The sequence below is a fragment of the Vibrio splendidus genome (assembly GCF_001557875.1).
Lineage (GTDB): Bacteria > Pseudomonadota > Gammaproteobacteria > Enterobacterales > Vibrionaceae > Vibrio > Vibrio splendidus_F.
This window is the reverse complement of the sequence record NZ_LNRF01000001.1, coordinates 533,141-552,092: the sequence shown is the minus strand read 5'-3', so window position 1 is coordinate 552,092 and position 18,952 is coordinate 533,141. Positions and strand designations below refer to the sequence as shown.

General features: G+C 44.4%; 17 protein-coding genes. 6 read left to right on the top strand and 11 right to left on the bottom strand.

The window, feature by feature from the left end:
- Positions 1-62: 62 nt before the first annotated feature.
- On the bottom strand, positions 63-998 hold the full coding sequence (locus tag ATB74_RS02420; RefSeq protein WP_061016300.1) for an acyltransferase: 936 nt from the start codon (positions 996-998) through the stop codon (positions 63-65).
- Positions 999-1,340: 342 nt separating this feature from the next.
- On the opposite strand from ATB74_RS02420, the gene ATB74_RS02415 reads away from it, so the two are divergent.
- From ATB74_RS02415 to ATB74_RS02405, 3 genes are all read left to right on the top strand, one after another.
- Positions 1,341-2,144: a ferredoxin--NADP reductase gene (locus ATB74_RS02415; protein ID WP_061016298.1), complete on the top strand. Its 804-nt coding sequence runs from the start codon at positions 1,341-1,343 to the stop codon at positions 2,142-2,144.
- Between the two features lie 68 nt (positions 2,145-2,212).
- Entirely contained in the window at positions 2,213-2,551 is a 339-nt protein-coding gene (locus tag ATB74_RS02410) for a DUF1971 domain-containing protein (RefSeq protein WP_060980644.1), read from the top strand.
- 194 nt (positions 2,552-2,745) lie between these two features.
- Positions 2,746-3,741, top strand: coding sequence for a 2-hydroxyacid dehydrogenase (locus tag ATB74_RS02405; RefSeq protein ID WP_061016296.1), 996 nt, complete (start codon positions 2,746-2,748; stop codon positions 3,739-3,741).
- A gap of 100 nt (positions 3,742-3,841) precedes the next feature.
- Here the strand turns inward: ATB74_RS02405 and ATB74_RS02400 are convergent, their stop codons facing one another.
- The 8 genes from ATB74_RS02400 to ltnD form a co-directional block, all read right to left on the bottom strand.
- The gene (locus ATB74_RS02400; protein ID WP_061016294.1) at positions 3,842-4,714 is read right to left on the bottom strand and encodes a patatin-like phospholipase family protein; all 873 of its coding nucleotides are present in this window, start codon (positions 4,712-4,714) and stop codon (positions 3,842-3,844) included.
- Positions 4,715-4,919: 205 nt separating this feature from the next.
- Complete coding sequence (locus ATB74_RS02395) at positions 4,920-6,371, bottom strand: catalase (protein WP_061016292.1); 1,452 nt, start codon at positions 6,369-6,371, stop codon at positions 4,920-4,922.
- 201 nt (positions 6,372-6,572) lie between these two features.
- A complete protein-coding gene (locus ATB74_RS02390; protein ID WP_061016290.1) occupies positions 6,573-7,757 on the bottom strand; it encodes a glycerate kinase in 1,185 nt (394 codons plus the stop codon).
- Between the two features lie 113 nt (positions 7,758-7,870).
- Complete coding sequence (locus ATB74_RS02385; RefSeq protein ID WP_061016288.1) at positions 7,871-9,325, bottom strand: GntP family permease; 1,455 nt, start codon at positions 9,323-9,325, stop codon at positions 7,871-7,873.
- A 161-nt stretch (positions 9,326-9,486) separates the two neighbouring features.
- The gene (otnI, locus tag ATB74_RS02380) at positions 9,487-10,263 is read right to left on the bottom strand and encodes a 2-oxo-tetronate isomerase (RefSeq protein ID WP_061016285.1); all 777 of its coding nucleotides are present in this window, start codon (positions 10,261-10,263) and stop codon (positions 9,487-9,489) included.
- Positions 10,263-10,910 carry an aldolase gene (locus ATB74_RS02375; protein WP_179946885.1) on the bottom strand — a complete coding sequence of 216 codons (648 nt, stop codon included), beginning with the start codon at positions 10,908-10,910 and terminating at the stop codon, positions 10,263-10,265. Before ATB74_RS02375 ends, otnI begins: the two co-directional genes overlap by 1 nt.
- Positions 10,911-10,921: 11 nt before the next feature.
- Positions 10,922-12,178, bottom strand: a complete 1,257-nt coding sequence (gene otnK / locus ATB74_RS02370; protein ID WP_061016283.1) for a 3-oxo-tetronate kinase — start codon at positions 12,176-12,178, stop codon at positions 10,922-10,924.
- 2 nt (positions 12,179-12,180) lie between these two features.
- Positions 12,181-13,095, bottom strand: a complete 915-nt coding sequence (ltnD, locus tag ATB74_RS02365; RefSeq protein ID WP_061016281.1) for an L-threonate dehydrogenase — start codon at positions 13,093-13,095, stop codon at positions 12,181-12,183.
- A 280-nt stretch (positions 13,096-13,375) separates the two neighbouring features.
- Between ltnD and ATB74_RS02360 the strand changes: the two genes are divergently transcribed.
- On the top strand, positions 13,376-14,134 hold the full coding sequence (locus ATB74_RS02360) for a DeoR/GlpR family DNA-binding transcription regulator (RefSeq protein ID WP_061016279.1): 759 nt from the start codon (positions 13,376-13,378) through the stop codon (positions 14,132-14,134).
- 179 nt (positions 14,135-14,313) lie between these two features.
- On the top strand, positions 14,314-14,775 hold the full coding sequence (locus tag ATB74_RS02355) for a hypothetical protein (protein WP_061016277.1): 462 nt from the start codon (positions 14,314-14,316) through the stop codon (positions 14,773-14,775).
- Positions 14,776-14,836: 61 nt separating this feature from the next.
- Here the strand turns inward: ATB74_RS02355 and ATB74_RS02350 are convergent, their stop codons facing one another.
- Positions 14,837-17,071, bottom strand: a complete 2,235-nt coding sequence (locus ATB74_RS02350; protein WP_061016275.1) for a hypothetical protein — start codon at positions 17,069-17,071, stop codon at positions 14,837-14,839.
- 406 nt (positions 17,072-17,477) lie between these two features.
- Here ATB74_RS02350 and ATB74_RS02345 point away from each other — a divergent pair, with 406 nt between their 5' ends.
- Positions 17,478-18,377 (top strand): AraC family transcriptional regulator, encoded by a 900-nt coding sequence (locus ATB74_RS02345; RefSeq protein ID WP_061016274.1) that lies wholly within the window; start codon positions 17,478-17,480, stop codon positions 18,375-18,377.
- A gap of 76 nt (positions 18,378-18,453) precedes the next feature.
- Here ATB74_RS02345 and ATB74_RS02340 read toward each other — a convergent pair whose 3' ends face one another.
- Positions 18,454-18,792 carry a hypothetical protein gene (locus ATB74_RS02340; RefSeq protein ID WP_060980660.1) on the bottom strand — a complete coding sequence of 113 codons (339 nt, stop codon included), beginning with the start codon at positions 18,790-18,792 and terminating at the stop codon, positions 18,454-18,456.
- Positions 18,793-18,952 lie beyond the last annotated feature (160 nt).

Sequence of the window (18,952 nt, the reverse complement as noted above, 5' to 3'; positions counted from 1 at the left end):
CCGACAGTTCATTGAACTATCGGCTTTTTTAATGCTATCAATTTGGTTTAAGCTTACTGCTCTTATTTCTTATGAACCGCATCAGGCTCATCAGTCGTTTCAACCTCAGAGAGCGTATCAACACCATAAACTGTATCAAGATAGTCGTCTTTCTCTTTCCACGTATTGTTCAACCAACTGTGGAAGCGACGTTTAAATGCCTTATCTTCAAAGTAGTTACCATTCACGTTTTCATCCATTGGATGCAGTTTAATACGCACGACTACCTTGGTCATTTTGCCTTTCAGCATATCTTCAAATGGAGAAGTCTGGTTTTCCGGATAAGCCAAAGTAACATCGACGATACCATCTAAGATTGGACCCATTGCCGATAGAGCAAACGCCACACCGCCGGTTTTAGGCTTGAGTAAGTGACGATAAGGTGTTTTGACTGTCGCTAGTTTCTCATGATTGGCACGAGTCCCTTCAACAAAGTTCACCAAGGTTGTCGGCGCAAGTTTGAACTTAGTACACGCTTTGTTGATTGCATCGAAGTCATCATTACGACGCTCTGGGTTACGCAGCAAAAACTCACGAGAGTGACGTCTCATAAAGGGCATATCTAGCCCCCAACATGCCAACCCAACAAATGGGACGTACAGCAGTTCATGCTTAAGGAAGAACTTAGTCATCGGCATTTTGTCTTTCAAGATAGAAGACAAGATCACGATATCCGCCCAACTCAGATGATTCGACATCATCAAATACCACTGTTTAGTCGAGATATCTTCCCCGCCTTCCACTTGCCACTCGATGTCGTTGTTCACGTTCAACATCCAAAGGTTGAGCGAAGCCCAGCACCAAAATGTGAAGTTAGCTAAACGAGTACACGACTTCTGTACAACAGAGATTGGCAGAATCAGTTTGATGAGGCCAAAGAAACTCACGGTAAACGCAGTCATTGCAGTATTGATGGTCACGAACAGTACGTTCAAGACCATACGAAGATTATCAAGCATAAAACACGGCTATATTGAGATCGAAAGCCGCCATTATACTCATCTGCAAAATATTCTCTTCAGTAATTGATTGAATACCCTAGGGGTCAAACCACTGTACTAATTTTGCTCGTATCCAAAGACTAATTCATCGTTCTTAATCAACAAAACCAGCATCAAAAAACATCAATAGCGTCATTTAGACTCAAAACTAAATAAGTCTATTTGACACAATTCCAAATTATTTTTACGACAAACTTAGTATTGATAAGCATTCTCATTATTGGCATGGTACATGCAACTCCAAAATGTAAATAGTTGAGTATCCTTAATGAGATAACTTCTCTACGTAAAGGTGATGATATGACAGATATTCCTCATGGTTTGGTAACCGGCAAAGTCTTAAACAAGACGGATTGGACAGATCAACTGTTCTCACTTCAAGTCAGTGCTCCTATCTCTCCTTATCAGGCAGGTCAGTTCACGAAACTGGGCTTGCTAAATAGTGAGGGTGAGTTCGTAAGACGCGCCTATTCCATGGTAAACGCGCCAGAGCACGAACAAGGTCATCAACATCTGGAGTTTTTGATTATTAAAGATCAGAACGGTCAGCTTTCACCTCAACTTCATGAGTTGAAGGTAGGCGATGACATCTTTGTTGGTAAAGACCCAAGCGGTTTTATGACCTTAGATGAGATCCCAGAGATCGCCGATGACCTATGGATGCTTTCGACCGGAACCGCGGTTGGGCCTTTTATCTCAATGCTCGAAAGCATGCAGATACAGCAGCAAAACGGCTCTGAATCTGAAAAAGTCACCTCATTCAAAAACCTTGTACTGGTTCATGCCGTAAGAACAAAGCAAGACCTTACTTATCGAGACCGTATCACTCAACTCGTTGATCACTTTCAAGGGAAACTACAATATGTGCCAATTATTTCTAGAGAACCAGTCACCGGAACTTTGCGCGGACGAATCCCAAGCTTGTTACTTGGAGGCAACCTTGAGCAAGCCGCGTCTGTCGCTTTCAATCAAACCCACAGTTTCTTCTACCTTTGCGGCAATCCGCAAATGGTTCGTGACACAAGCGAAGCATTAACCAGCTTAGGTTTCGAAAAGCACTTACGTAGAAAGCCTGGTCAGTTCAGCAGTGAGAACTACTGGTAGACATTGACCACCAGCAACAAACAAGCACAGATTTTAAAGCGTCGTTAGAGTTAAATAAGAGGTTTTATATGAGTCATTTACGTATTCCATCACACTGGAAAATCCAGCGTTCAACACCGTTTTTCACCAAGGACAATATTCCAGCTGCGCTTCTCAATCATCACAATACCGCTGAGGGTGTATTCGGCCAGATCTGTGTAATGGAAGGCACCGTCACCTTCTACGGTTTTGCCGATGCAGAAGCGACAGAACCAGAAAGTGTTATCACGATCGAAGCTGGGCAATTTGCCACAAGCCCACCTCAATATTGGCACCGAGTGGAACTGAGCGACGACGCGCAATTCAATATTAACTTCTGGTCAGAAAAGGAAAATAAGAAGACGCTCAACACTCGTAAAAGCAGATAGCGGGGTCAATCGGCTAACCTTATGCTGAAATTAGTAATTGTGACTAAATAAACAATAACCTTAATAATAACAATGACTAATGATGATAGACAAGATTATAAAACTCTAGCACACTGCACAAAGTTATTTGTTTTACTCCCGTTTCAGATAATGAATATGTGGGGTTCTTTATATTTTAGGTAAGAGAGGAAGCCATGCTCAACATTGCTTTTTTTAGCTCAAAATCATACGACGAAAAGTCATTTAACCTTGCGAAAGGTGAACTCAACGCTGAGTTTCATTTTCATGATTTTCGCCTCACCACCACAACCGCAAGAATGGCGCACGACAACGAAGTCGTTTGTGCATTTGTAAACGATGACCTATCTAGAGACGTACTAGAGGTTCTTGCACAAGGCGGCACAAAGCTGATTGCAATGCGCTGTGCAGGCTTTGATAAAGTCGACCTAGACGCAGCCAAAGAGCTTGGCCTACAAGTGGTGCGCGTTCCAGCTTATTCACCAGAATCCGTAGCAGAGCACACGGTTGGCATGATGATGTGTTTGAACCGTAAACTACACAAGGCATACCAGCGTACTCGTGATGCGAACTTCTCCCTTGAAGGCTTGGTAGGGTTTAACTTCCACGGTAAAACCGTTGGTGTGATCGGTTCAGGTAAGATTGGCCTGGCGACTATGCGTATCCTGAAAGGTTTGGGCATGAACATATTGTGCTATGACCCATATCCAAACCCATTAGCCGTTGAACTAGGTGCTAAATACGTGGAACTGGATGAGCTTTATCAAGAGTCTGACGTGATTTCTTTGCACTGCCCTATGAGTAAAGAAAACTACCACCTATTAGATGCGACTGCATTTGAGAAAATGAAAGATGGCGTGATGATCGTCAACACCAGCCGTGGTGAACTACTGGATTCAACCGCAGCGATCGAAGCACTCAAACAAAGCAAAATCGGCGCGCTTGGCCTTGATGTTTACGACAACGAGAAAGAGCTGTTCTTCCAAGACAAATCTAACGATGTGATTGTCGATGACGTGTTCCGTCGTCTATCTGCTTGTCACAACGTCTTGTTTACAGGTCACCAAGCTTTTTTGACCAAAGATGCTCTGTTCAACATCGCCAATACAACCCTAACCAGTGTTGATGCCTTTTTCACAGGCAACACCAGCGGCAACGAACTGGTTCAATAACAAACTGAGTTAATAGTAAACTCGGTCTACAAACACAATGCCACGTTATTCCTAAGTGAACAGCGTGGCTTTTCGTTTATCCAGTATTCACAAACCGTGCCTAGACGCAGAAATGACAATCTTCGGTGTCTAAACCATACACGCCTTTTCGAATAGCAAGATGTTCTTCTCCTGCTTTGACGCCCATCTCGTAACCTGTATTAAGAGTACTTTGATCCATAGTTAAACGCTTGACCGCGAACGCTTCCGGTGGCGCTATCACCTTGATAGTCGCATCTTTTGGTGGATTACGAATGAACTCTAAAGATTGGTTGTAGTTTTCGGCACGCACCGCCATCGACTCAGCAATATTCGGGAATTTGTTTAATAGTTTTTTCAGCATCCACTGATACTTCTGCGGCTTCATTCGGTAGCTCAGAGGGTGAGAGAGAATCACCGTAATGTCTCGCGCACCACGACGATAGGCTTCACGAACCGGAATTGAATCAGCGACACCACCATCGGTATAACAACCACCAGAGAAACATGGAGTTTCACGGTAAGCGATAGGTAGTGCCGTTGTAGCTTCAACCACGTTAGATAAGTTTTCCGGCTTAATATGATAATAGTCAGCACTGCCAGTATCGATATTAGTCACCGCAGCGATCAGTGGAATACTTGAAAATAGCTCCCCACAATCCAGTGGGTAACGTTGGTTTGATTCATTCCATAACCACTTCACATCCACCAAGTTACCACCCTTAGCAAAACGAGCTGGGTTGAAGAAGGTTTTGTCGGTCGCCATCGTAGTGATCACGTTATAGCTGCGTTTTGGCGCTTGAGATAAGTAACCAACCAAATTGGACACGCCCGCAGATACGCCAATGGCAAAATTATAAGGACGGAAATCGTCTTGCATAAAGGCGTCCAACACTCCAGCAGCGAAAATACCTCTCATTGCCCCACCTTCAACGATTAATGCACTTTTACTCATCTCAAACTCTACTACTTTATAAACTGATAGCCGTAGGATAATCCCATCAAAATCATAAAGATAATGGGCATAATTTATTACTTCGATAGGGAAAAGCTATCGTTAAATATCGACTAAGATTCAATAGCTTACCAAGCCATAGGATCAAAAAAGGCCGTGAGTGAATCACTCAACGGCCTTTCATTTAGCTAATCAAGCTTATTGATTACGACTTAAATTCGCTCACATCGATTTCAAGCAGCTTACCAATGCCTTCACCGTATGCTGGGTCGGCTTTGTAACAGTGTCTTAGGTGACGCAATTGAATCTCTTTTGGTACGCCGCCTAGGTTACGAGCAGTGTTATCAAACAGAATCGCTTGCTTCTCTGGTGTCATTAGGCGGAACAAGTCACCCGGTTGCGAGAAGTAATCTTCATCTTCGCGGTGATCCCAGTGTGCTGCTGCGCCATCTAGGTTCAATGCTGGTTCAGCGAAATCAGGTTGCTCTGCCCACTGACCTTCGTTGTTTGGTTCATAACCCAATGTGCTACCGAAGTTACCATCAACACGCATCGCACCATCACGGTGGTAGCTGTGTACTGGGCAACGAGGTGCGTTCACTGGGATATGCTGATGGTTAACACCCAAACGGTAACGTTGTGCATCACCGTAAGCAAACAGACGGCCTTGAAGCATCTTGTCTGGCGAGAAGCTAATACCTGGAACCACGTTCGCAGGATTGAATGCCGACTGCTCTACTTCTGCGAAGAAGTTTTGCGGGTTACGGTTTAGCTCGAATTCACCCACTTCGATCAACGGGTAATCTGCATGAGGCCAGATCTTAGTCAAATCGAACGGGTTGTATGGCACTGTCGCTGCATCCGCTTCTGGCATCACTTGTACTTTCAGCGTCCATTTAGGGAAGTCTTGATTATCGATGCTGTCTAGCAGGTCACGTTGGTGACTTTCGCGGTCATCACCGATCAGCTTCGCTGCTTCAGCATCTGACAAGTTCTTAATACCTTGCTGAGATTTAAAGTGGAATTTAACCCAGAAACGCTCATTATCACTGTTGATAAAGCTGAATGTGTGGCTACCAAAACCGTGCATGTGGCGGTAAGTCGCAGGGATACCACGATCACTCATTACGATAGTGATTTGATGAAGTGCTTCAGGTAGAGAGGTCCAGAAATCCCAGTTGTTCTTCGCGCTACGCATGTTAGTGCGAGGATCTCGTTTAACCGCATGATTCAGATCTGGGAATTTAAGAGGATCGCGTAAGAAGAACACAGGCGTGTTGTTACCCACCATGTCCCAGTTACCTTCTTCGGTATAGAATTTCAATGCAAAACCACGAATATCACGCTCAGCATCAGCTGCACCACGCTCACCTGCCACTGTCGTAAAACGAGCGAACAAGTCGGTTTTCTTGCCTACTTCAGAGAATAATTTGGCCTTGGTGTATTTGGTAATGTCGTGTGTAACAGTAAAAGTACCGTAAGCACCAGAACCTTTAGCGTGCATGCGACGCTCTGGAATCACTTCGCGATCGAAGTGGGCCAATTTCTCTAAAAACCAAACATCTTGAAGAAGTTGAGGGCCACGCTTGCCCGCAGTTTGAACATTCTGGTTGTGAGCGACAGGACAACCCGCAGCTGTGGTCAGTTTTTTACTCATGGTCTATTCCTTAAGGTTAAAGATGTCACATCGTTGCCACATCTTAGGTTCAGTAGGCTTTATCATTTAAAAAAACCACTAAATTAGTATGGGTTAAGAATAGACCTGAGTTGAAAAAAAATATAATCGTTTATATTTATCGTTGCTATCTATAAAACCTATCAAACTGCATCAATAAGTAAGCGTCTGTTTGATATTGGTTTATTGTAAAATAGAAGCCCCTAATTTAAGCGTCGCAGCAATGTTTCTCGCCGTTCTTGTTAGGTTCACTTCTGCTTCTTTTAACACCTGATTAAGTGGCTGAGGAGAGCGTACTGTTCCAAACAAACTACTCATTTCACCATACAAAGCCTCTACTTCAGTACCCAGTGACCCGGCAATACCTATGGTTGGAATACCTTGTAAACTTGCACGCTTGGCAATGCCATAAGGTGTTTTGCCTTGCAGGGTTTGGTTGTCCATTTGTCCTTCGCCCGTAATCACAAGGTCAGCACCTTTCAGTATCTCATCGGCTTGTAATACATCGAGCACCATCTCAATACCGGGTTTAATCTGCATATTGAATAGCAAGCTAAGCCCCATCGGCGTACCACCAGCCGCACCGTAACCAGTTCGCTTGTGAACGGGGTCACCGCCACTAGCACAACCCTGCGTTTCAGCGATTCGAGCAAAATTCGTAAGCGCCTTATCAAGCATCAATACTTGTTCTGGTGTCGCTCCCTTTTGAGGGCCGAAGATATGGCTGGCACCATTATCACCACACAATGGATTATCAACATCGCACGCCACAATCAACTCGACATCAGCGCAGCGCGAATCTAAACCTGTAAGATCTATTGATGCGAGTTCCGAAAGTGCATCACCACCTCGGCTAAGATCTTGTCCATTATCATCTTGCCCTTTATTATCTAACAAGCGCCCACCTAGAGCTTGAACAATACCCGCGCCACCGTCATTAGTCGCACTGCCACCCAATCCAAGAATGATCGTTTGAGCACCCTGCTCTATCGCTTCCAAAATCAATTGCCCAGTGCCGAATGAAGAAGCAAGCAATGGATTACGCAGCTCTGGCGAGATCAAGTCCAAACCTGATGCCGCAGCAATTTCAATCAATGCCGTCTTTTTGGGGTTGCTATCTGACGGTTCAAGCATCGCCCATTCAGCATTAATCAATTCCCCTAAAGGGCCTTCCACTTGATGTGTCCGCTTTTGCCCCGTTAAGCCTTGCAGTAAGACATCGACTGTACCCTCGCCGCCATCGGCCAAGGGCAGCGTTACGCACTCAGCGTCAGGGAAGATTTCACGAAAGCCTTTTTCAATACACGCCGCCACCGATACAGCCGATAAAGATTCTTTAAACGAGTCTGGTGCAATAACAATTTTCATACTGAGAGATCCAAAAGATGAGTAATTTTGATGAGTGCCCGATCCAAAAATGCCCCTATTGAAGATCAGCAAGCTAATCACTTAATAGGGGCAGTATATAAAGGTAAGCAGTATTAGTTAGTAATAGCTGTCTTTACTTGTGATTTCTCTTTGCTTTTTAGCCACACAAATACAGCACCTAGAACCGCAATTGGAATCAGTGGGTCGATCAACGTGCCGCCTTTACCAAACACTAGGTTAAGAATCATGATGATGCTTGCACCAATCGCCCATGCGATAGTTGAAGACACAGACCAGATCTTAATTTGATCAGCCAGTTCAGTAATGCCTAACGTACGGTTGATGATGTGGAAGTATGAATCGTTCAAGTGAGAGAAGCCAACTGGACCTACCGCACAAGCAAGCGCTACGAATACAGGGTCTAAGCCAAGTGTCTCAACCAACGGTAGCGTCATTGTCGCTGCAACCATCATAGAAGCTGTTGCTGAACCTTGGATTAAACGAAGCATTGAAGCAATTGCTAGTGGTACAAGTAGAGGTGGAATACCGCTGCTCGCGATAGCTTCGGCTACTTGAGGACCAGCACCTGATGCTTTAAGCACGGCACCCATTGCGCCACCACAGCCAGTTACCACAAGAATTAGACCTGTAGTAGACAGAGCATCATCCATAGAGCTAACCATGTCTTTACGCTCAATGTGGCGAGTAAGACCGTACAGCGCCATAAGAACACCGATACCAACCGCAACCACAGGGTTACCAATTAATGAGATCACAGTGTGCATTACGCTATCACCCTGACCAACAAGCGTGTTGATTAGGATAAATGCGATTGGTAGTAGAATTGGACCGAATGATAAAAAGTTACTTGGTAGCTCTTTGTCATCTGTTTCTTTTACTTTCTCTAGGTTCGCCCAGTCAGCTTGGTTTGTGATCCAGTTTTCACCATTTGGTACGCGGTAGTACTCATTGCCTACGCGGCGGATGTAAATCATAGAAAGCAACATCATAGGGATAGATACCATCAAGCCCCACAGCATGTATTCACCTAGATCGACACCTAGAATACCGGCTACCGCAACCGGACCCGGTGTTGGTGGCACAAGCGCATGAGTGATCAGTAGGCCAAGCGCCAGCGTCACACCTAAACCAACCGCTGATTTACCTGTGTCACGTGAAATTGCGCGAACAAGAGAGTGTAAAATAATGTACGCTGAGTCACAGAAAACTGGGATAGCGACAAGTACACCTGTAAAACCTAGTGCTAAGTCTTCACGACCTTTACCACACAGCTTTACAAACGTTTTTGCCATTCGAACAGCTGCTCCAGAACGCTCGAAACAAGCACCCATGATTACGCCGAACGCGATAATCAAACCAATACCACCAAGTACACCACCAAAACCGGCTTTAATTGCATTAATCAACTCTGTTGGTGCCATACCAGCAAACAGACCCATGATGATACTGGCAATAATCATAGCAAGTGCGACTGGGATTCTCGTTTTAATGATCATACCCATCATGGCTAAGATGCCAATTACAATGCCTATCAGTGCTCCATCCATTGTGTATTCCTTTCTGTACTATTTTTGTTGTGTAGGGTTTGCAAGCGGGAGACATACGTTCACCTCCCACTGCACTTTGTATGCTGCGGTTTTTTATTTTGACCGCTTTATCGTATTTTTAAGTGTTCAAGAGTCAGTCTTAGTGCTCAAAAAGGCTGCCTTTATAAATAAGGTTTAACCCACCCCAAGCCTGCTTCAGTTGAGGCTCTCGGGTTGTATTCGCAGCCAATCCAGCCTTGGTAACCTGAATCATCCAAAACTTTGAATAGATGTGGGTAGTTCAGCTCGCCTTCCGAAGGCTCGTGTCTTTCAGGTACCGAAGCGATTTGAATATGGCCGGTATAAGCCGCAACTTCGCGAATCAAAGTACTTAAGTCACCATCCATGATTTGCGCGTGATACAGGTCGAGTTGCAGTTTCACATTTGGTCTATCGACCAACTTAATCAGTTCGACAGCTTCACGTTGATGCGCCACAAAATAGTTCGGAACATCACGGCTATTAAGAGGCTCAATCATCAATTCAATGCCTTGCTCAGCAAACTTATCAGCCGCAAAGCGAATGTTTGAGATGAAGGTTTCAACGTGTTGTTGCTTAGTAAAGTTCTCATTCAATATGCCTGACATTGCATGGACTTTTTTACAACCCAGAGCTGTCGCATACATAAGCGCCGTATCAACACTGGCTTTAAATTCCTCTTCACGACCTGGAATAGCGGCAAAACCACGCTCACCCGCATCCCAATCACCTGGAGGCATATTAAAAAGCGCCTGCTCAAAACCGTATGTATCCATTTTCTCTGCTAGTTCTTCTGCTTCAAACGCATAAGGGAATAGATATTCCACCGCTTTGAAGCCCGCTTGATGCGCTTTTTCAAAACGCTCTAGAAACGGCACTTCAGTGAATAACATGGTTAGATTTGCTGCGAACTTAGCCATTATTTACCTCTCCCTTTTAGGTCCATGACTTCTTCGTCTGTCAGGTAACGGATATCTTTATCTTTCAGCAGGAATGCCAATTTAGCGGTCTCTTCTAATTCTTCAGCGTTATCCACGGCATCAACAAAATCAGTACCAGTGACAACAGGTCCGTGGTTTGCTAATAAAAAGGCTCGATAGTCGCCAGCTCGTTTTGCCAATTCTTCTGCGATTTGCGGATCCCCCGGACGTAGGTAAGGAATCACAGGTAATTCACCAATTCGCATCACAAAGTACGGCGTAAACGCCTTAATCGCGTTGTTGCGATCAAGCCCTTCAAGGCATGACAGCGCCGTAAGGTACGTAGAATGCAAGTGAACAATGGCATTGCATACAGGGTTATTACGGTAAATCGCTAGGTGGAACGCCGCTTCTTTTGAAGGTTTCTTACCTGAAATGTGGTTGCCGTCGATATCAACAACAGACAATTCCTCAGCGACAAGGCGGCCAAATGAAGAGCCTGTTGGTGTTGCCAAGAAGTGTCCATTTGGCAATTTAATCGACAAATTGCCCGCCCCACCTGTCGCATAGCCTCGTTCGAACATTGAACGAGCGAGCGTCACCATTTGCTCTCTTAACTGTTGCTCGTTCATCAAAATTTCACTCATCTGAATCTCGCTTATGAAAAGAATGATTGCGCTTTAGCGAAGAAGTTTTCATCTCCGAAATTGCCCGATTTAAGCGCCAGTGAAAGCTCACCTTCAACCGATTTCACCCAAGGCACACCCGGTGCAATTTGAGGACCGATATGAAAACCTTTCACCGCTAAGCTCTGTGTCACTACGCCTGATGTTTCACCACCAGCAACGATGAAGTTTTTCACTCCATGTTGTTGTAGTTTGATCGCCAGTTGGCTAAAGAACTGTTCAACGGCGTGGCTTGAAGCTTGCGCGCCATACTCTTCTTGAATCGCTTTAAGCACGGCAGCATCTGCGGTTGCGTAAACTAAAGGTGCGAACTCGCCTTGGTTATTGGTCATCACCCAATCGAAGACTTCATCGGCATATTGGTCATTGGTTAAGCAGGCCTTTACATCGATAGCAAAGTGAGGGGCAAGTTGCTTGTATACCGCAACTTGTTGGTTAGTCATCACTGAGCAAGAGCCTGAGAACACAATCGTTGGCGCTTTTGCTGGGGTACCGGCATGTTTTGCATCGCTTTGGTCAGCAAGATGTTCTGTCCAATTTTTAGCGATACCAGCGGCTAAGCCTGAGCCACCTGTGATTAGCTTCAGAGGTTTCACGGCTTGACCTAGCGTCACCAAGTGCTCTGCATTGAATGCATCAACTACCGAGTAGCGATTGCCTTGAGCTTTTAACTCGTCAAAACGGGTAGTGATAGCATCAGAACCTTGTTCAATAGTCTGGAAGTTAACTAAGCCAGAAACGCCCTCTGATTGTGCATCCATCATTCGAACCACACTTGAATCTGTCATTGGTGTAACCGGGTGATTACGCATACCTGAATCACTTAACAACTCACCAAAAACAAACAAGTGACCGTTGTAAACCGTGCGACCGTTTACAGGCAATGCAGGGCAAACGATAGTGAAAGATTCTCCAAGCTCAGCCAAAAGCGCATCTGTTACAGGACCGATATTGCCCTCAGCAGTACTGTCGAACGTTGAGCAATATTTAAAATAAAACTGTTGGCAACCTTGAGATTGAAGCCATTTAAGCGCAGCAACAGAATCCGTTACCGCTTCGTCAACTGGGCAAGAGCGAGATTTAAGGCTGATCACCACAGCATCTGCTGATGCGTCAAAGTCTCCCGTTGGAATCCCGTTCAATTGAACAGTACGCATACCGTTTTCAACCAAGAAACCAGCAATGTCTGTTGCACCTGTAAAGTCGTCTGCAATAACACCTAATAACATGATTATTTCTCCCCTTTTGACGAGTCAACGCCTGGAAGGTCAATGCCTTGGAACACTTTAATCACAGCACTATCATCTTCTTGGCCAAAGCCTGCATTACTCGCACTAACGAACATGTTCAATGCTGCACTTGATAATGGGAGTGGGAATTTCAGATCTTTTGCCGTATCAGATACAAGGTTAAGATCCTTAACAAAGATGTCGACCATAGACTTAGGAGAGTAGTCTCCATCAACAACATGCTTCATGCGATTTTCGAACATCCAAGAATTGCCCGCCGCGTTGGTTACTACGTCGTACATCAGGTCTAGAGGGATATTCGCGCGAGCAGCTAATGCCATTGCTTCTGCACCCGCCGCAATATGAACACCTGCAAGTAATTGGTGGATGATCTTTACAGTCGCACCAAGGCCAATCGCTTCACCGATGTTGTAAACTTTTGCCGCTGTCGCATTGAGTACAGGAGCCAGTGCTTCGAATGTACTTACGGCGCCTGAGGCCATGATGGTCATTTCACCGGCTTCTGCTTTTACTGCACCGCCGGAAACTGGCGCATCAAGCATCACAAGATCATGTTCAGCTAGCTGAGTTTCGATTTGTTTAGCGTCTTCTGCTGAGATCGTTGCCGAGACCATTACTGGTGTGTTCGGTCTTAGTGCCGCCGCAAGGCCAGTTTTAAACAGTACCGTGTTAACTTGAGCGGCATTCACAACCAATACCAAAACAGAATCCAGTTTGTCTGCAAACTCAACGGCATCCGTCGATACCGCTTTAGCACCATATTCACCCAGAGTTTCAAGCGCTTGCGGATACAAATCGAAACCATATACATCAAGCCCTGCACGCACGCATGACTTCGCTGCGCCCATACCCATAGAACCTAAACCGATAACACCAACAGATTGAACTTCATTCATAGCAAGATGCCTTTCACGTAATTATTGAATTCTAGATTTGTTAATTCTTGTTTATGTTTGTGATTATATGTGAAGCAACCGAGTGCGACTTAGTGATAAGTCACATTTTTAACAAAAGTTAACATGCACGCGTGATTTACCCCTTTCGAGGCATTAGATAATGGTAATTTCGGCAACAATCACAGTTCTTATTGCTATATCACAACAGATATTCACAGATATTCACAAAACAACGAAAGGTTGATAGGATGATGAAAAATAAGAACATAGAAGAAGAATCATGATTCCAGCAGAACGTCAGAGAACCATTTTGTCACTATTATCACACCAAGAAGTGATCAGTATTTCTGAACTTGTTGAGCACCTAGAGGTGTCTCATATGACTATTCGTCGAGATATAGTAAAGCTAGAGACTTCAGGAAAAGTGATTTCGGTTTCGGGTGGTGTTCAGCTAACTAAAGCACTTCACAGCGAATTGTCACACGACATAAAAGTAGAGCAGCAAGCAAGCGAAAAGGCTCAAATAGGTCAACTAGCTGCTCAATTGGTTCCTGAGTATTCGACTATCTACCTAGATGCAGGAACAACCTCTTTGGAGATCGCCCACCAACTTGCAGGGCGAGATGATCTGCTGATCATCACCAATGACTTCGCAATTGCCGCGTACCTAATGAACAACACACAATCTGAGATTTACCATACTGGTGGCAAGATTGACCGTGAAAATCAATCAAGTATTGGGGGCAAAGTAGCTGAGTTCTTGTCTGGGATGAATATTGATATTGCGTTTATCTCTTCTTCATCTTGGAATCTAAAAGGGCTCTCGACACCTTGTGAAAATAAGGTATTAGTCAAACAAGCCATTGTTCAAGCAGCTCATACAAACTATCTGATTTCAGACTCAACCAAATACGGACGCATCGCTACCTTCCACGCCTTAGATTTAAGTATGCTTGATGGTGTAATCACGGACATCGATCTTTCGAACAGTGTGATTGATGAGCTTCGAGACAAAGGCATTAAGGTTATTAATTCGTAACTGATCCCCCATCAAATTTCACGCTCACCCACCGCACATTCAGAGCCTGAATAGATCTCATCCCAAACCATCTATTTATCTACTCGATAAAATAATTCTTACAATTAAACAGTTATATTCATTAATAATATTGGCGGTGGGCGGCATAATAGTCACGAATCCTTTTTACGAGTTTGGTTATGTTCTACAAGCGCCTTTTGGTATTGGCTTTACCGCTTACTTTTGTGTTTTCCATCCATGCTGAGACGTTTGGTGAGCGAATGGCGCGCATCGAACAAGAGAATGTACTTGCGAAAACCATGAGTGAAGAACAAGTCGAATTGATACAAAAAGTCGTACAGACCAACCACTGCGCTAAAGTGGCATTAACCCACCACCAACGCATTTTAGGCCAATATAAGGTTGAGACATCTTCTTCTGAGTTATTCGTCAAATGGCGTCAACTCGGTAAGCAGTTAGACGCTCAATACGAAACGGATTACCCCGGATACCCTAAGCACGCTTTTCAAGAATACCCAGCAGCTTCAAGCAAAGTCGATGGCTACCTTTTTGCTTTAATCGACAATGGTATAAACGAGCAATCGTGGATCGCCAAAGAGTTCAAGCAGTGTAAAAAGAATAAGCTAATTTCAAAAACCTAAACTTGAATTAGCGTCGGTTCGAAATTGCGCTAATTCAAATTCGCCCTCGTTGAAGTTCGCTCTAATAAAGCAAAAACAACCCTTCATAACCGCCAATCTTGATTTCACTCACATACTCACCAACGTTACCGTTAGCATCAACAGGTTTCATTGGGACATCCAGTGTGACAGTAAGTTTTACCGCTTCATAAAAGTTCACGTTCTTGCCGTGGAAGTCGGTTCGGTATAACACTCGCCCATTGCTGAATTCTCTCGCTAACACCATGTCCTCAGGACCACCAGCCACAACAGAGCGTTCAGATTGATACAAGAAATAGATGTACGTGGGAGAAAGGCGTGTCCGCCCTTTAGGTAGGTCAGCGTGAACCACTTCACTCATCGAGGAATCCCCAACAATCGTGTAATCCGCGGGTTCAGGAGTTCTTGTCGACAGCATTAACGAAACGGCCTCATAGCCCTCAGGGACGATATTACTTGGCTCACCTAAATCAACCGCTAGTAACGAGCTTGGTTGATAAGCCACATTCTTGGGCACCCCACTCTTCCAAAAATTATCTTCCGTCGTGTTATCGCTCCCGTAAACATAGCCGCTATTCCATTGATTGAAATAACTGTGTTGCGAGTGATGATTCAGGTAATAGATAGCTAAGGTTGAGTATTGATCTTGTCGCCAGTTTTGTTCGCTGTTACCAAAGAATTGAACCCTACCGAAACGAGTCGTCGCTTGAAAAATCACACTTTGACTGGCGTAAGCCAATGCAGAGCTATCCCACAACTTTGCAATACCTGAATAGCCACTAAACCCCGTTGATGGAAATAGATAATGCTCCCTGAAATACAAAGTGCCCGCTTCAATTAAATGGGATTGACCATTGCGTCCAAACAAATTAGCGGTCCCAATATTTAGTGCAACCAAAGCATCGCTACTTAATGAAGAGAGTTTTTTTAGGAAATTGGCAAATTGTGTTTTATACAGCTCATCGGCATCTGACGAGCCGACAACAAATCCTAGCTCTTGAACGTTGCCACCAGAGTGAACATAGAACTGATTTCCGCCGAGCAGCTTGTTAGTGTCATCATTGTAAGCACCATTAACCCCCTGCTCAATCCAGCTTTTCTGATAGTAAGCATGCATCGCAGCAACATAGTCAGGGTTAGCGACATTGGTTATCGCCCATGATGATTTATGGCTCCACATTCGCCCAAAAGGGATGACACGTGATTCCCAGCGGAATCGAGCGGTGGCATTTTTATTGGTGCGGTTGTTATATTCACTTTGTGATAAATAGTTATCGTGGTTAAGGTCGGCAGACACATCAAAGCCACTGATCTTCCGCCATTGGCTAATAACACTGCCGTCAGGTGCCGTCTCGGGAGCATTAGTTAACCGAACCGCTGGAAAGCTATTTTTTAGCGTAACTTCTTTAAGACGCGGCCTGTCATCCACGTTATCACCTTGCCAACGGATTCTCGCCACATACAAACGACCGCCGTCGCGCAAAAAAGTAGATCCAAAATATGGTCCACCACCATAGCTAGCACCGCTTCCATCGTGTGTGGTTACTCTCACCCAATCAGAAGGAACAGCCCACAAAAAAGTTTGATCCTTTCGCATATTGAGGGTTCTGCCTTTCTTTAAATCTAGCCTTTTCCATTGCGTTACTCTCCCGTGGGCATCCAAATCGACCGGGTATTCCAGCCAAAACTGACCGCTAGAGGCAAACTGAGAAAACTTAAGTGTCAATCTATCGAACTTCTCTGCGTGATATACATAAAGCGCACCACCTTGTTCGAAGTTTTCAAACACATCGACGTTCCAGGGAGGGTCCTGATAAAGCCAAAAACCAGCATGCTCTTCGCTTGCTGTATAACCGACGATCATAGGTTTGCGATTTAGGAGAGTATTTTCACTGTGGGTGTTATCGACTTCTGCGAGCACTGTGTCTTCAGAAAAATGGAGAAAGAAGTCTTCAAAATTGACGCCCTGTAATTCCGCGTTATTACGAAGATCGTTCTCCAACCAACCCGAATTAAGTTCCAACTTTTGGTTATACATGTAACCAATTGTCATCACTCGCTTATTGTCGACTTTGTCCGCATAAGAGCCAAACACGAGGTCACTGTTCGCAATTTCCCAATCAATAACATCGTGCTGAGACATTGGAAAGCCGCTTGAATCGACGCCCTGTTGATGCAATCCGGGTAATACAATTGCAGTATCAGCAGCAAAAGAGGCACTAGTGATCAGGTATAACGGAATCAGTGCTAGTAACCATAAAATGTAGAAATTCTTCATTCAACCTTCCTAATCGACACTTCCCCAAATCAAAACATCTGATTTAAATCAACAGGTTACAAGCTAACCCAGGATAGCAAAGAACGAAAAGAGTATCGTCTACAACTGTTCATTGTTCAAGCGTTAAGCCCCCGATGAGACTTGCCTAAAAGCATAGTATCGGATACCCGAATAAAGACGATCTGAAACTATCGTCCGGTAACGGGTAAATGACATGCTTCAACCCAAATGCGCACGGATTCCGGGATTAAATGATCGCGTTAGTCGATAAAAAAGATAAAGAGAGATAATTGGATTAACGTATCTAAGCTCAGTTTCAAGGGCACTCTATTGAAACTCAGTTGGGATAGGTTAGTCTCTGTAATTAAGCCTAGAACGATAACAACAGAGAGTGGTAAATAAATTGATGTACGTTGACTATCATAAGCGACTTATTCCTGTGATCCGCTATTTAGAGCAGCACTTTAACGATCCGCTCAACCTGATCGAAGTCGCGGCGTTAGCCAACTTTTCACCCTACCATTTTCATCGTACTTTTAAGGCAGTTCAAGGCGAGACGCTTGCTGATTTCATCAGGCGGTTGAGACTTGAAGCGGCAGCCAACGATCTCTTCCAATCCAAACAGCCTATTATTAACATCGCACTCGATTATGGATTCTCATCTTCTCAAAGCTTTGCCAAAGCCTTCAAGCAACACTTTGGTGTGACGCCTAGTGCCTTTCGTGATTGTGAAGACTACCAAGCGTTCAGTGAGTTAACTAGAAGTAGCAAGATTGGACACACGTTGCGCAAGAATGGAAACGATACTGTCGCCAGCAATTCATATACTGACTCCGAACTTTCAACATGGAGTATGACAATGAAAACGCAACAATTCGAACCATCAAAACTGGCGTATGTGCGAGTGACCGGCCCTTATGGACAAGGCTATGAAGAGCCAAGCGGTCGTCTTTATCAATGGGCAGAAATGAAAGGGCTATCGGGAAACAGCAGCATCTTTATCTATCATGACAATCCAGAAATCACTCCTACAGATAAGTGCCGAACAGACATCTGCTTGATGGTTTCAGACGACACTGAAGTACCAAGTGGGATCGAATTGAAAAATTTTCCCGGCGGGCAATATGCGGTGATGAGACAAACGATTACCGACATCGGCCAATATGCCAAAGCGTGGGATGATTTAATGAGTAACGTCATTAAGTCCGGTATTGAAACAGACGATCGACCTTGTTTTGAGCTTTACCACAGCTACGACCCGCAAACTCAACATTCAGATGTCAGCTTCTGTACTGCAATCAAGTAACGACAATGAAAGCCTACCTCGCGTAGGTTTTCATTTCTCTGGATCGCTTACCAAATAGCACAACCAATAAAGCGCCTTAAAGCCGTTTGTTCCACTTCCCTTGATGGTCGCGGTCGCAATTTTCCTGTGTATCGTAGCTAACATGCTTGCCGATATTCTTCAGTTGAATTCCAACTTGATTGAACGCTTGTTGAATAGCCCCAGAGACACTCTGTTGACCTTCGCCATTTAGGAAGTTCGTTCTATCCTGATTGGTATCGAATACGCAGACAATTTTCAAACTTTGCGGGAATGAAGAGAAGTTGACCGAGTGAGTCACCCACAGAAAACCATCGAAGCCTTTTAACGTGTCTTCACAAATGTCAGTCAAAACGTCTCTGATTTGATTTTCGATCTTCTTATCTGATTTACGCATGCGGCAAATGTCCTATTTAACACCTTAAAAAATAAGGTTTTTCGGTCAGTTTCGTACTACCTGATATTGGACACTGTGGCGCTTTCAAATGCAAAGTATTTATTGGGAAGAGTCAGCTAGAAGATATAGGGAAAGCCTCATGTTTGATCACTTACGAGGC